11 protein-coding genes are annotated in these 13,917 nt (G+C 45.8%); 3 read left to right on the plus strand and 8 right to left on the minus strand.

Annotation, left to right across the window (positions count from 1 at the left end; translation table 11 throughout):
- Window positions 1-13: 13 nt before the first annotated feature.
- On the minus strand, window positions 14-3,910 hold the full coding sequence (gene purL / locus L4C44_RS18240; protein ID WP_428805524.1) for a phosphoribosylformylglycinamidine synthase: 3,897 nt from the start codon (window positions 3,908-3,910) through the stop codon (window positions 14-16).
- Between the two features lie 329 nt (window positions 3,911-4,239).
- On the opposite strand from purL, the gene mltF reads away from it, so the two are divergent.
- A complete protein-coding gene (gene mltF / locus L4C44_RS18245; protein WP_146491366.1) occupies window positions 4,240-5,808 on the plus strand; it encodes a membrane-bound lytic murein transglycosylase MltF in 1,569 nt (522 codons plus the stop codon).
- Between the two features lie 315 nt (window positions 5,809-6,123).
- Complete coding sequence (locus L4C44_RS18250; protein ID WP_017059878.1) at window positions 6,124-6,255, plus strand: hypothetical protein; 132 nt, start codon at window positions 6,124-6,126, stop codon at window positions 6,253-6,255.
- A gap of 61 nt (window positions 6,256-6,316) precedes the next feature.
- On the opposite strand, the gene tadA is transcribed toward L4C44_RS18250, so the two are convergent.
- The 7 genes from tadA to L4C44_RS18285 all read right to left on the minus strand — a co-directional run bounded on the left by tadA (window position 6,317) and on the right by L4C44_RS18285 (window position 13,286).
- Complete coding sequence (tadA, locus tag L4C44_RS18255; RefSeq protein ID WP_371714501.1) at window positions 6,317-6,922, minus strand: tRNA adenosine(34) deaminase TadA; 606 nt, start codon at window positions 6,920-6,922, stop codon at window positions 6,317-6,319.
- 86 nt (window positions 6,923-7,008) lie between these two features.
- Complete coding sequence (locus L4C44_RS18260) at window positions 7,009-8,298, minus strand: hemolysin family protein (RefSeq protein ID WP_428805525.1); 1,290 nt, start codon at window positions 8,296-8,298, stop codon at window positions 7,009-7,011.
- Window positions 8,299-8,484: 186 nt separating this feature from the next.
- The gene (locus L4C44_RS18265; RefSeq protein WP_060983336.1) at window positions 8,485-10,047 is read right to left on the minus strand and encodes an AbgT family transporter; all 1,563 of its coding nucleotides are present in this window, start codon (window positions 10,045-10,047) and stop codon (window positions 8,485-8,487) included.
- Between the two features lie 298 nt (window positions 10,048-10,345).
- On the minus strand, window positions 10,346-10,795 hold the full coding sequence (locus L4C44_RS18270; protein WP_146491364.1) for a type IV pilus modification PilV family protein: 450 nt from the start codon (window positions 10,793-10,795) through the stop codon (window positions 10,346-10,348).
- Window positions 10,785-12,122, minus strand: coding sequence for a hypothetical protein (locus L4C44_RS18275; protein WP_428805526.1), 1,338 nt, complete (start codon window positions 12,120-12,122; stop codon window positions 10,785-10,787). The genes L4C44_RS18270 and L4C44_RS18275 overlap by 11 nt, the downstream gene beginning before the upstream one ends.
- Window positions 12,119-12,754, minus strand: a complete 636-nt coding sequence (locus L4C44_RS18280; protein WP_428805527.1) for a PilW family protein — start codon at window positions 12,752-12,754, stop codon at window positions 12,119-12,121. Before L4C44_RS18280 ends, L4C44_RS18275 begins: the two co-directional genes overlap by 4 nt.
- The gene (locus tag L4C44_RS18285; protein ID WP_428805528.1) at window positions 12,738-13,286 is read right to left on the minus strand and encodes a GspH/FimT family pseudopilin; all 549 of its coding nucleotides are present in this window, start codon (window positions 13,284-13,286) and stop codon (window positions 12,738-12,740) included. Before L4C44_RS18285 ends, L4C44_RS18280 begins: the two co-directional genes overlap by 17 nt.
- 51 nt (window positions 13,287-13,337) lie before the next feature.
- On the opposite strand from L4C44_RS18285, the gene L4C44_RS18290 reads away from it, so the two are divergent.
- Complete coding sequence (locus L4C44_RS18290) at window positions 13,338-13,820, plus strand: type IV pilin protein (RefSeq protein WP_428805529.1); 483 nt, start codon at window positions 13,338-13,340, stop codon at window positions 13,818-13,820.
- The last annotated feature ends 97 nt before the right edge of the window (window positions 13,821-13,917 follow it).

Genomic DNA, 13,917 nt, shown 5'->3' on the forward strand with positions numbered 1-13,917 from the left:
TGTATGAAAGTGATTAACCTACATTCTTACGAGCGTTTTGGAACATACGCATCCAAGCACCATTCTCGCCCCAACCTTCTGGAGACCAAGAGTTTGCAACCGTGCGGAATACACGCTCTGGGTGAGGCATCATGATAGTCACACGGCCATCGGTCGTTGTTAGGCCAGTGATAGCGTTTGGCGAACCGTTCGGGTTGTTCGGGTATTGCTGCGTTTGGTTACCGTTGTTATCAACGTAACGTAGAGCAACCGTACCTGAGTTTTCAATCGCATTTAGGTGGTCATTGTCACGCACTTCTACGCGGCCTTCACCGTGAGAAACTGCGATTGGCATACGAGAACCTTCCATGCCATTGAAGAATACAGAATCAGACTTCTGAACTTCAACGAGGCTGAAACGTGCTTCAAAACGCTCAGACTCATTGCGAACGAAACGTGGCCAGTATTCAGCTCCAGGGATAAGTTCACGCAGGTTAGACAACATCTGACAACCGTTACATACACCTAGAGAGAAAGTATCTTCACGTTTGAAGAAGTTTTCAAATTGGTCACGAGTCGAATCGTTAAACAGAACTGATTTAGCCCAACCTTCACCAGCGCCCAGTACATCACCGTAAGAGAAACCACCACAAGCCACAAGGCCGTTGTACTCTTCGAGTACCGCTTGACCCGTTAGGATGTCGCTCATGTGAATATCAGTCGCTTCGAAGCCTGCACGGTCGAATGCTGCTGCCATTTCAACGTGAGAGTTAACACCCTGCTCACGTAGAATTGCCATCTTAGGCTTAGCGCCCGTGTTGATGTAAGGAGCAGCAATGTCTTCGTTTACGTCAAAGCTTAGTTTCACGTTCAGACCTGGGTCTGAGTTGTCTTTCTTCGCTTCGTGTTCTTGATCTGCACATACAGGGTTATCACGTAAACCTTGCATTTTGTGCGTCGTCTCAGCCCAGATAGTACGCAGTTCAGTACGGTTACGTTCAACTACTACAGACTCGCCAGACTTAATCACTAGCTCATCAGATGCTTCAACAGAGCCGATTACGTGTGAACACGCTTCTAGACCGTTTGCTGCAAGCGTAGCAAGTACTGCGTCTAGGTCGTCGTTACGAACTTGGATTACCGCACCTAGCTCTTCGTTGAATAGCGCTGCTAGTGTGTCTTCGCCTAGCGCTTCAATATTTGCATTAACACCACAGTGACCTGCGAACGCCATTTCAGCCAGTGTTACGAATAGACCACCGTCACCTTTATCGTGGTAAGCCACAACTTGGTCGTTAGCAACAAGTGCTTGAACGCCTTCGTAGAAACCTTTCAGTTGCGCTGCGTTGTCTACGTCTGCTGGCTTGTCACCAAGCTGCTTGTAAACCTGTGCCAGTGCCGTTGCACCTAGACGGTTTTTGCCGTTACCTAGGTCGATAAGAACTAGGCTTGTGTTACCTTTGTCAGTGCGCAGTTGAGGCGTAATCGTCTTACGAACATCTTCAACACGTGCGAACGCAGTGATAACAAGAGATAGCGGAGACGTTACTTCTTTCTGCTCGCCGTTCTCTTCCCACTTGGTCTTCATCGACATTGAATCTTTACCCACAGGGATAGTTAGACCCAGTGCTGGACATAGTTCTTCACCCACCGCTTTCACCGCTTCATAAAGACCTGCATCTTCACCTGGGTGACCCGCAGGTGACATCCAGTTAGCCGACAATTTAATGTGTTTGATATCGCCGATGTTGGTCGCAGCGATGTTTGTGATTGCTTCACCAACTGCTAGGCGAGCCGATGCGCCGAAGTCTAGTAAAGCTACTGGCGTGCGCTCACCAAGAGACATCGCTTCACCGTGGTAAGAGTCGTAACTTGCTGCAGTTACAGCACAGTTAGCAACAGGAACCTGCCATGGGCCAACCATTTGGTCGCGAGCAACAAGGCCAGTTACCGAGCGGTCACCGATGGTGATAAGGAATGTTTTCTCAGCAACTGTTGGTAGACGAAGAACACGGTCAACCGCTTCGTTCATTTCGATACCAGAACGGTCAATCGCAGGGTTGTTCGCTTTTAGCGTTTTCGCGTCACGGTGCATCTTAGGTGTCTTACCTAATAGGATGTCCATTGGCATGTCGATTGGCGTGTTGTCGAAGTGAGAATCTTCTAATTTAAGATCACGTTCTTCTGTTGCTTTACCAACCACAGCGTAAGGTGCGCGCTCACGCTTACAAATAGCGTCGAACGTTGCCATGTCTTTGTCAGCAACCGCCATTACGTAACGCTCTTGAGATTCGTTACACCAGATCTCAAGTGGGCTCATGCCCGGCTCATCGTTTGGCACGTCACGTAGGTTGAAGATACCGCCACGCTCGCCATCGTCTACTAGCTCAGGAAGTGCATTTGAGATACCGCCCGCGCCCACATCGTGGATGAATGCGATTGGGTTCGCATCACCTAGCTGCCAACAACGGTCGATCACTTCCTGACAACGACGTTCCATCTCTGGGTTTTCACGTTGAACAGAAGCGAAATCAAGATCTTCAGAAGAAGAACCAGAGTCCATTGAAGATGCCGCACCGCCACCAAGGCCGATGTTCATTGCAGGGCCACCCAGAACAATTAGGCTTGCACCTACTGGGATCTCTTTCTTCTGAACGTGCTCATCACGGATGTTACCTAGGCCACCAGCTAGCATGATCGGCTTGTGGTAACCGCGTACTTCTTCACCTGCGTGAGAGTTTACTTTCTCTTCGTAAGTACGGAAGTAACCTAGTAGGTTTGGACGACCAAATTCGTTGTTGAATGCCGCGCCACCAAGAGGACCTTCAAGCATGATATCCAAAGCAGTAACGATACGGCTTGGCTTGCCAAAGTCAGTTTCCCAAGGTTGAACGAAGTTCGGGATCTTAAGGTTAGATACAGAGAACGCCACCAGACCAGCTTTTGGTTTACCACCAATACCTGTTGCGCCTTCATCACGGATTTCACCGCCTGAACCTGTAGATGCGCCCGGCCATGGAGAGATTGCCGTTGGGTGGTTGTGCGTTTCAACTTTCATCAAGATGTGTGTTTTCTCTTGGTGGTAGTTGTACTGACGAGTTTCTGGATCTGGGAAGAAACGACCGACTTCAGAGCCAGTCATAACTGCTGCGTTATCTTTATATGCAGAAAGTACGTTATCAGGAGTAACTTCAAACGTATTTTTGATCATTTTAAACAGTGATTTTTCTTGCTTAACGCCGTCGATAGTCCAGTCAGCGTTAAAGATCTTGTGACGACAGTGCTCTGAGTTCGCTTGTGCAAACATCATTAGCTCGATGTCAGTCGGGTTACGACCTAGCTTCTCAGTGAAGCTTTCAAGAAGGTAATCAATCTCATCTTCTGCAAGAGCAAGACCTAGGGTAACGTTTGCTTTTTCAAGCGCTTTACGTCCGCCAGCTAATAGGTCAACTTCCGCATAAGGAGCAGGCTCAGCAACAGTGAAAAGCGCCGCCGCTGATTCGAAGTCAGTGAAAACGACTTCCATCATACGGTCGTGCAGGATTGCTTTCAGCTCAACAAGTTGAAGCTCAGAAAGTTCAGCAGAGGTTTCAATGTAGAAAGCAGTACCGCGCTCTAGACGTGACACTTTAGCCAGTCCACAGTTATGTGCGATATCTGTTGATTTTGAAGACCAAGGCGAGATAGTGCCCGGGCGTGGCGTTGCAAGCAGCAGTAAACCTTCAGGTTCATGCTCTTCAATCGTTGGACCGTAAGTCAGTAGCTTTTCTAGCTTCTCAACTTCAGACTCATCTAGGTCTGCCGTTAGATCAGCAAAGTGGGCAAACTCAGCGTAAATACCTGTTACAGGTAAGCTTAATTCACGACAAAGCTCTAAAAGCTTGTTAACACGAAACTCAGATAGAGCTGGGGAGCCACGCAAAATTCTCATGTGCTTACGTCTCTTATGCAGTTGATTAAGGTAGTATTGGAATAAATTCAGTGGGTTATAGGAACAACCTAACTGTTTTCTTCGAAGCTATTCCCGAAGGTTGCCAAACCTATGCCGATTCCACCTCTTCAATGCGAGCGCATTATAAAGCATTTCTTTTTGTGACGTAACACCAAAAGCAACCGTTTGCGTGATTTTTTTTATCTTTCTCCGTAAATGGTACTTTTGCTGCATTTATCACCACTTTTACAACTGTTTAATTAAACCTGCTTTGCCAGCCTTGCGGGGTTTGGTATAAAGGGGCTTCCACTTTTCGAGATTTCATTTTGATGCCTAAATTTACGCTCATCTTTTCGTCTAAGTTCCTTCTGCTCACCATCGCCCTAGTTGGGTTGGCTGGATGTCAGATTGAATCTGAACCTAAAAGTGTCCTTGAGCAGATACGAGATCGTGGCGTTCTTCGTGTCGGCACCCTAAATAACCAACTCTCTTATTACATCGGTCCTGATGGCCCAGCCGGCTTAGATTACGAATTAGCTCGTGAGTTTGCGCAGGAGCTTGGTGTAAAGCTTGAGGTTAAACCCGCTTACCGTTTGTCTGGCTTGTTCCCTGCACTGCAGAAAGGTGAGATCGATCTTATCGCGACTGGCTTAACGCAAAATAACAACCTGACACGCGCTTATCGCGCCGCACCTGCTTATTACTATGTAAGCCAACAAGTAGTGTACAAGAAAGGTCAATGGCGACCAAGAAACCTCGATCAACTGATCAAGTTTGAGAACGAGCGTCAGGCCGAATTTGTAAAAGAACAATCTGAATCAGAAGAAACGGCATCAAATGAAACACTGACGCCATCTTTAGTTGTGGTGAAAGACTCACACTTTGAACCAACACTAAAACAGCTTCAGAACATACACGATGACTTTATCTACGATGCGGTCGGTAATGCGGACATCAATGACCTGCTAAAAGAAGTATCAACCGGAGAGCGACTGTTTACCGTTGCAGACTCCATTGAGCTCTCGTTGGCGCAGCGTTTATACCCTGATGTAGCTTTGGCTTTTGAACTAACAGAAGACCAACCTATCTCTTGGTACTTAGAGCGTTCAGAAGATGAGAGTCTGTATGCATTGCTGATTGAGTTCTTCGGTAACCTTAAACAGTCTGGTGAACTGGCTTCACTGGAAGAGAAATACATCGGCCACATTGGTACCTTTGACTACGTTGATACTCGTGCCTTTATCCGCGCATTGGATAGTAAGCTACCTAAATGGTCACCACTATTTCAGCAATACTCGCAAGAATTTGATTGGCGCTTGATTGCTGCTTTGGCATACCAAGAGTCACACTGGAACCCAGTCGCGCGTTCTCCTACTGGTGTTCGAGGCATGATGATGTTGACGCTGCCAACCGCGAAGAGCGTAGGTGTTACCAATCGTCTTGACCCGAAACAGTCAGTACAAGGCGGTGTCGAGTACCTGCGCCGTATCGTTAACCGAGTTCCAGACTCTATTACTCAACATGAAAAGATCTGGTTTGCCCTCGCTTCATATAACGTAGGTTACGGTCACATGATGGATGCTCGCCGCTTAACCAAAGCACAAGGCGGCAACCCTGACGCTTGGGGTGATGTAAAAGATCGACTTCCTCTGTTGAGGCAGAAGAAGTACTACAGCCAAACTCGATACGGCTATGCGCGTGGTGATGAAGCAAGGAATTACGTTGAGAACATTCGCCGCTATTACCAGAGCATTATTGGCCATGTAAATCAGCGTAATAAAGAACAAGAAGCAAGCCTTGAAGGTTTGGTGGTGATCCCACCTTTAGAAACCTCAGGTGCTGAATCAAGTATCAGCGCAGCTCAATCGACAGTAAGCAGTTCTGAGCCTTCGCAGTAAAAACCAAAAGAGCAATGCCATCTAGCATTGCTCTTTTTTATTGCTTTTTTCGACTCTTCTTTCGTCGCTACAGGATAAGGGACACAGGCAGGAAAATAATGATCAGATCTCGAGTGTCATATTGCAGTAACAATCGAACCTTATAACGGCACACCACAATCAAGATTATGCTCTGCTGCACTGCGATGCTGGCTTTAGACTAGAACAGCTCTTCTAAGTAAGCCAAGTGTGCGACAGGCCAAACAAACGAATAACACTATAATTAAATCGTTAGTCCAAACTAAAAAGTCAGACGACACATAGGAAATCATTGAAATGATGAAGAAACTGAAATCGAAACGCCTTGATAAGACCGTTGCTGCAAACCGTCGTAAGCGTATGCTTTCAAATAATAAGAAGAAGATCATTTGGCGCAATCGCGCTTTCATGCAGATGATTGCTGAGTAAATGTAATTACCAAGTCAGTTTGCTTGGCACTCGTGCGATTGAGAGTGCCTATAGCTCGCTGCTACTTCTTGTTACCAGCCTTCATATCTGCTTCTACACGCTGCTCTTCCAGCAGACGTTCTTGCTTGCGCTTCTCTTTTATCTCTTTTCTACGACGCTTGAAAAACGATTGTAATTGCTCACGGCACTCTTCCTCTAACAAGCCATGTTCAACGTCGGCATAGTGGTATGAGGCCTGACTTTCAAACAAATTCAACACTGTACCTGCAGCGCCCGCTTTTAAGTCTGGAGCGCCAAACACAATGCGCTTTACTCGACTGTGTAGCAAAGCACCTGCACACATTGGGCAAGGCTCGAGCGTGACGTATAAAGTGGTATCGAGCAGGCGATAGTTTTCTAAGGTTTGACCCGCTTTACGCAGAGTTTCAATTTCTGCGTGTGCCGTTGCATCGTGGCTGCCAATCGAACGGTTCCACCCTTCAGAGATAATCTCCCCATCTTTCACTAATATAGCACCCACAGGAACCTCTCCCTCACTCTCTGCTTGCTTAGCTACCTCGATGGCGCGTCGCATGAAGATTTCATCTTGAGGGGTGAATTGATGGTCTGACAAAGGGAACTCCAGAAAACAAAGGATTAAAACGAAATTAGGTATGCGGTGAAGCATACCTAATCTTCGTGATAATGAACAATAAAGAGATAATAGACAACAAGAGACAATGAACGATTGCCGCTTGCTAGTTGGTCGAACTGTTAGCTATTAACGTCTTCTATGCTCTCGGCTATTGGCGTCGCTTTGATGCTCACAATGCGATTGTTCTCAACAGAGATAATTTCAAACTGCCACTGTTGGTATTGAACAACCTCGCCTGCATCAGGTAATCGTCCTATTAGCCAAGTCACAAGGCCATTCAACGTTTGGAAGCTCTCGCTTTCACCCTCAGAATCCGACAGCTCTAAACGGTTTTTCAGTTCACTGATCGGAATCAATCCATCCACCAGCAAACCGTCTTCCACTTGCTCAGTCCAAAGATCGTTCGGGTTATTCGATAGTTCGCCAGCAATCGCCTCAAGAATATCGTAATGAGTCACAAGACCTTGAACATCGCCATACTCGTCGACAATGAATGCCATCTCAGTACCCGACTCTTTAAAGTAGCCAAGTAAACGCAGAGCTTTCATCGATTCTGGAACATAGATCGGTGAGCGAGACAGCCCCATGATCACTTGAATGCTTAGATTGCCTGCCTGATTCAGCAAGGCTTTGGCTGACACCGTACCCACCACTTTATTGAGGTGATCTTGGCACAATGGAAACACACTGTGCTTTGATGAACGTAGTTTCTTTAAGATTTGCTCTACTGGTTGGTCGACATCCAAAAAGTCGATGTCTCGACGCGGAGTCATTAAAGAGCTCACAAGGCGATCATCAAGCTGCAAGATATTACGAATCATCTCTTGTTCGCCGCGTTCAATCACACCCGATTCAGAACCCTCTTTCACAAGTGCATGGATATCATCTTCAGTTACGCTATCTTCGTCACCACCTCGCCCCATCAACTTGAGAATGCCTTCCGTAGAAGCCGACAGCGCAAACACAAACGGCGTCGCGATTTTAGATAACCAGAAGATTGGCAGCGCGACTAACACAGCAATGTTTTCAGCTTGAGATTGAGCAAAACGCTTTGGTACCAACTCACCGACAACGATGGCGAAATAAGTAATACCCACCACCACAACCGCAGTAGACAAGATATTCGCTTGTGTTGGATCGAGTCCCCATAGTTCAAGTTGAACGGCCAGTGGAGCCGATAGCGTTGCCTCGCCCACAATACCGCTGAGCAGGCCGATTACTGTGATACCGATTTGAATAGTCGAGAGGAAGCGGGTTGGGTTTTCTTTGAGCTCAAGAGCAATCTGAGCGGAACGGTGTTTTTCGGCTAAGCGTTTCAGCCGACTATTTTTTGCTGCTACCAATGCAATCTCTGACATGGCAAACAGACCATTTAAAACAATTAACCCTACTAAAAGCAGAATTTTCATGTGGCTTGGATTTCCTAAATTTACCGGCCAACAATTAGCCGTAATCCGGATTATAAGCTGAGTGCCTTTATTTTGAATATAAAAAGTTTTTGATATAAAAAAATAGAAAAAGATAGCGAAAAAAAAGCCCGCACATTTCGGTGCGGGCTTAGGAATGAGTAAAGCTTAATATCGCTTAGTTCAATCTTACATAGTGTAAGTATAAGGTGCTTGGATACCTAGTGGGATACCAAGAGCCCAGTAAGCTAGCAAGAACAAAGACCAACCGATTAGCATGGCAATCGAGAATGGCATCATTAGAGAAGCTAGAGTACCAATACCTGTCGACTTAACGTAGCGCTGACAGTAAACAACAACCAGTGGGAAGAACACCATTAGTGGAGAGATGATGTTAGACACTGAGTCACCTACACGGTAAGCCGCTTGAGATAGCTCAGGAGAGATACCCACGACCATTAGCATTGGAACTAGGATTGGACCGATAAGCGCCCACTTAGCCGAAGCCGAACCTACAAGCAGGTTGACTGAAGCCGTTAGTAGAATCATACCAACAACCGTTGCTTCACCAGGAAGGTCCATCGCTTTCAGACCTTCAGCACCGTAAAGCGCAAGCATTGTACCGATGTTTGATTGACCGAATGCAGATAGGAACTGTGCACAGAAGAACGACATTACAATGTATGCGCCCATCGTAGCCATTGTCTCTGACATTGCTTTGATTACGTCATTGCTGTTCTTGAAAGTACCCGCTACACGGCCGTAGACGATACCTGGAATGATGAACAGGATGAAGATCAGAGGAACGATAGACTTCATAACTGGAGCAGAGAACGCTGTTAGCTCACCTTCAGGTGAACGAAGCGCTGAGTTTTCAGGAACTAGAGCCGCGATAAGCAGACCAATACCCGCAACCATTGCCCAACCAGCGTAACGGAATGCTTTAGATTCGATTGCAGTGAACGTACCAAGATCAGGTGCCGCTTCTGCATCTTCATCAACTGGCGTATTAGCAAGGCGAGGCTCGATAATTTTCTCAGTTACGTACCAACCGATAGCAACAATAAGAACTGAAGATAGGCCAGTAAAGAAGATGTTCGCTAGAGGGTTAATCACGTATTCAGGGTCAAGAACGTTTGCCGCTGTTTGAGTGAAACCAGCTAGTAACGGGTCAATACCTGAAGGGATGAAGTTCGCAGAGAAACCACCTGATACACCAGCAAACGCTGCTGCAATACCCGCTAGAGGGTGACGACCCGCAGCGTGGAAGATGATACCGCCAAGAGGGATGACTAGAACGTAACCTGCATCTGCTGCTGTGTGAGACACGATAGCAACAAGGATTAGCATTGGCGTTAGTAGCTTAGCTGGCGTGAAGTTAAGCATCTTCTTAAGGCCAGTCGTAATGAAGCCTGAAGAGTCAGCAACGCCTACACCTAGCATAGCAACAAGTACGATACCTAGAGGTGCGAAGCCTGTGAACGTGGTAACCATATTCGCTAGGAAGCTAGCAAGTGCTTCACCAGTTAGTAGGTTGTTTACTTCAAGAGCAGCACCCGTTTGAGGGTTGATTAAGTCGAATGAAAGATTCGATAAAAGTGCAGATGCTACCCATACAATAACTAGAGCCCAGAAGAACAGAATTGCTGGATCTGGAATTTTGTTGCCGGCGCGTTCAATGAAGTTTAGAAAGCGGTCCATGCCACTGATCTTCTCAGTCGATGGTGCTTTTTTTACGGCTTGGTTACTCATTGTAACTCCATATGTGATGTTGTTTTGTTTAGGCCTAATATAAGTTTTGACCACGGCCTATTGGTACAGCACATATTCTATTAAAGTCGTTGTTAAAAAGCACAAGATTCCACCTGATTTTCCATAAATGGAGACATATTTTGCAAAAATACCATACAACCACAACAATATAAAAACACAAAAAACACCATTCCATATACAGAGTTTTAACTAGCACGCAAACAATGTCCGAGGAGTGAAAATTATCAGTAAAAGAAGTGGCATGAGCCTTGGCATGCAGTAAACGTTTGCTTGTAGGTCAATCAAACTCACTGTATTTGGATAGCATAGTTTCGAGGTAAATACTTTGCGCATGGTTCATACGATCTCGCCATGCAATTGTGACAGTAATATTTTTTAACGCATCGGACAAAGCACCGCCTGCATTAGTCACTTCACAGGTCATGGCATAGGCAGAACCCGACAAACCGGATAAAGGATCTGAACTGCCTCTATTGAGACAGTGACTCGCCTGATTTAGTTCCGAAAAAGGAATTAAACCTACCGCCCCACTCGCATTAGATACCCGAGTTCGATAATACTCCATCTGCCTTTCAGCAAAATGCAGCGCCTCTACGCTGTGGAGCGCAAAATCCGATTTTTGTTCAGCGTAGACCTGCAATTTAACCAGACCTAACGAGGCAACGCCAATCAACAGAAAAGAGATAAGAACCTCTATCAAGCTAAAACCTGAGTTCTTAGAAATCATTCCATGATCCTCGCTTCCACTGATAAGTTGAAGGCAGATCAATCGGATTAGAATCCGCACGAAAATCTAAGTCCATGTCACCAACAATGGTCGTCACACCTGCAGGTGAATCAAAAATAAGGCCACCAGAAGGCAAACCAGATGCAAACTGAATCCCGACACTTTTTTTGACGACACTGGCGTTATCTATGTCTTTAATAAAAGGCGCAAATACGTTATTCGGCAAAAGGTTCTTCCAAAAGTCATCGACACGCGTTTTTACATGGCTCTTTTGATAATCGACCAAATGATAAATCACTCCGTTGTAAGCCATGGCTCCATTTAGTGCCAACACACCATCTTGCACAACCAACAGCTGTGATGGATTGATTGTGGCCGCAACCGCAGCATTAATATGGCAGTTGCCTTCAACCCACAGCCCCTTGGTTTGCCCTGCCGTAAAGTGCTCCATAATCTCAGTGCCGCACTCAGTCGCATTCAATAGCTGAACATGCTTAAACAAATCCGTATCTTGTGACAGGTCGACAATATTTTGCTCGGTTTTAACAACACCAAAAAAGGTGTAAAAGGGATTCATATTCGGATCCGGATTAAAGTCCTTCTTAAAAGGCGCTGGATTGGTTCCTTGATAATAATCAGGGGCATAGATCGAATAAGAGCTACCAGAAACGCCTTTAGGGATCGCTGTTTTATAGTCGCTATGGCAAATGCCATCGAAGCCAGAAAATGGACCATCAGCAATAGGATCGAGTACCTCTAACCCTAATGCCTGTCCTGAATTACTATGGGTTTCGTTATATTGATAGGTGAACAGATCAGCAAAAGAGACACTGACACACTCATATTCATTGCCACTTAAAGGGTCTTCTTTCGCTGTCGGCTTCAGGCTCAAAGTTCCAATAAGTTCGATAGGACCAGTAGACTGAATCGCCCCACTACCGAGCTGAGATCTTTCTCTTATTGTCTTAAAAAGTGACTGTACGTTTGAGGATGACGCTACGATGTAAGCGCTAGAAATTGCACTATCCGAGATTTCGATCTGCGGTTTATTTTCGTAAGGAGAACACCAATCAGAAAAATCTGCAGGACGAGTACTCGCGTCTTTGATATCAGCAATTGTCTTGTCTAATTCAAGTAAGTAGGAGTAGGTACACTCTAAGCCCCCTTCCGATCGCCAGTGTTCTTTGCGCGCTTGGACCTCATTTTGCGCCCGCTTGATTTGATAGAACGTGACCTTAAATGAACCAAGAGAAACGATCAGTACACCAATCAAGAGAATACTGACTAACATCAGCGTTATCGCTCCTTGTTGCTTATCACTCGTCATTGCCAGTTCCTTTGCACAACGGATGTCATCACTTTTTGGCTCAAATCCGCATTCACTAACGACGCCTCAAGCGTCATGTTGATCCTTTGAGAACTCGCCTGACTGCTCGATATGTCTTCCACAGAAACAGAGAACGCATCTATCTGAATTTGTCGTTCGAAGAACAAACTTTGACACATCATCGTCACATCACCGCTTGCATTGCTAAATGGCTTTTCATCGATAGCCAAAAGATCGGTCGATTCTCCAAGGCAGTAGTTGAGCTTATTGTCTTTGAACTGATAAACAATATTTCGATAAGCAGATGAGGTACTATTTTGCAGATAAACAAAACCAAGATAAGCTTCATCAGCACTGACTTGCTGGGCATAAATCGTATTTGGTGCACCTGATAACGTTACCGACTGTCCGGCATTGGCGTTATATCCGGCACGCAAAATCTCTTCTTTCATCATTTGTGCAGTGGAGAACAAGTTTTGTGAAAGGAGCACCTCCAGGCTTTTCTCTGAGCTTAGACGTTGGTTAGTAATGAACACACTACCAATCGTCCCTATAACAATCACGCCTATAGCAGAGGCCACCATCATTTCTACCAAGGTACTACCTTGAGCAAGCTTAGTTGCAGATCTCATAACCATAGTGACCAATGCTGTTGCGCCCATAGCTATTAGGGTCGCTGCTGCAAATCCGAATACGCCCTGTTGTATTTGATGCCTTAATAGAAAGTTCTTCAGACGGTGTACTCACTGAAGCTATGGTGACGTTACCATTAATAAAGCGACCTCTTACTCCATCAATAGAGATTGAGTTCTGATTTAAAAAGCTGAACGAGACTGTGATATCTTGATAGGCTGAACCATCAAGATGCATCACCACATTACCTGGCACATAAGAAGCGGTAGTGCTGAGAACCAAATCCCACTCACCTTCTGTATCCTCAATCGCACCTAACGTATTCGAAACCAAAAATAGAAGGTGTAGTTCTTGATTTCGGGCAATGGCTTCGGATCGCGCAGTAACCAAGAAACCATGAACCTCAGGGGCGAGTCTTTGAATTTTGGAGGACGTTAACAGAGAACTAAAACTAGGGGCAGCCGTCGCTATCAGTATCGACAGTACCGATACTGTTATTAACAGCTCTAACAAAGTAAACCCGCGAGTCATTTCCCAAATTCCTATGTAACTCAATGCGTAACCGCATTTAATCTTGCAGCGATGCTACCACCGGAGAAGAATGGGCTGAGCTATGAAAGGAAACTACTCGCGATGATTCGAAAAAATATATGCAACAGCAACAACATAAGTATGAGAGGGATGACATTGATCGAGTTATTGCTGGCAGTGGTCATCGTGGGAGTACTTGGGGCAATCGCCTACCCGAGTTATACCAACCATGTCATGAAGGCGCATCGTGTCACCGCGTTAGCCGACATGACCAAGATACAATTAGAGATGGAAACACTATATGTGGGCGATTATGCATCCGCAGCGCAAGGGATTATTTCCACCGGGACATGCAGTTTTTGCGATACCGATACAAGCCGATACACGCTCGCTATCTCAGCAAGCAGCACCACCTATACTATTCAAGCTGAGCCGCACGCCCCACAGACAAACGATGACTGCTTAGACTCAACGACCGATATTTTGGAGCTACACCATTCTGGCGTTTCAGAGCCAGAAGCGTGTTGGAAGTAACAAGAGCAACCACCAAAGGGCTCTAGAATTTATCTGTGCAACCTCAATTCTTTCCTCTATGAGCTTCTTTCTCTAACCTACAGACACAAAAAAGCCT

It is taken from the genome of Vibrio satsumensis, assembly GCF_050337435.1.
Taxonomy (GTDB): Bacteria; Pseudomonadota; Gammaproteobacteria; order Enterobacterales; family Vibrionaceae; genus Vibrio; species Vibrio satsumensis.

Excerpts from the sequence above, each read along its gene's own strand:
- tadA (WP_371714501.1), bottom strand. The coding sequence starts at position 6,922 with ATGCTTCACCGCATACCTAATTTCGTTTTAATCCTTTGTTTTCTGGAG.
- L4C44_RS18260 (WP_428805525.1), bottom strand. The coding sequence starts at position 8,298 with ATGAAAATTCTGCTTTTAGTAGGGTTAATTGTTTTAAATGGTCTGTTT.
- L4C44_RS18290 (WP_428805529.1), top strand. The coding sequence starts at position 13,338 with ATGCTACCACCGGAGAAGAATGGGCTGAGCTATGAAAGGAAACTACTC.
- L4C44_RS18275 (WP_428805526.1), bottom strand. The coding sequence starts at position 12,122 with ATGACGAGTGATAAGCAACAAGGAGCGATAACGCTGATGTTAGTCAGT.
- L4C44_RS18285 (WP_428805528.1), bottom strand. The coding sequence starts at position 13,286 with ATGACTCGCGGGTTTACTTTGTTAGAGCTGTTAATAACAGTATCGGTA.
- L4C44_RS18270 (WP_146491364.1), bottom strand. The coding sequence starts at position 10,795 with ATGATTTCTAAGAACTCAGGTTTTAGCTTGATAGAGGTTCTTATCTCT.
- purL (WP_428805524.1), bottom strand. The coding sequence starts at position 3,910 with ATGAGAATTTTGCGTGGCTCCCCAGCTCTATCTGAGTTTCGTGTTAAC.
- mltF (WP_146491366.1), top strand. The coding sequence starts at position 4,240 with ATGCCTAAATTTACGCTCATCTTTTCGTCTAAGTTCCTTCTGCTCACC.
- L4C44_RS18280 (WP_428805527.1), bottom strand. The coding sequence starts at position 12,754 with ATGAGATCTGCAACTAAGCTTGCTCAAGGTAGTACCTTGGTAGAAATG.
- L4C44_RS18265 (WP_060983336.1), bottom strand. The coding sequence starts at position 10,047 with ATGAGTAACCAAGCCGTAAAAAAAGCACCATCGACTGAGAAGATCAGT.
- L4C44_RS18250 (WP_017059878.1), top strand. The coding sequence starts at position 6,124 with ATGATGAAGAAACTGAAATCGAAACGCCTTGATAAGACCGTTGCTGCA.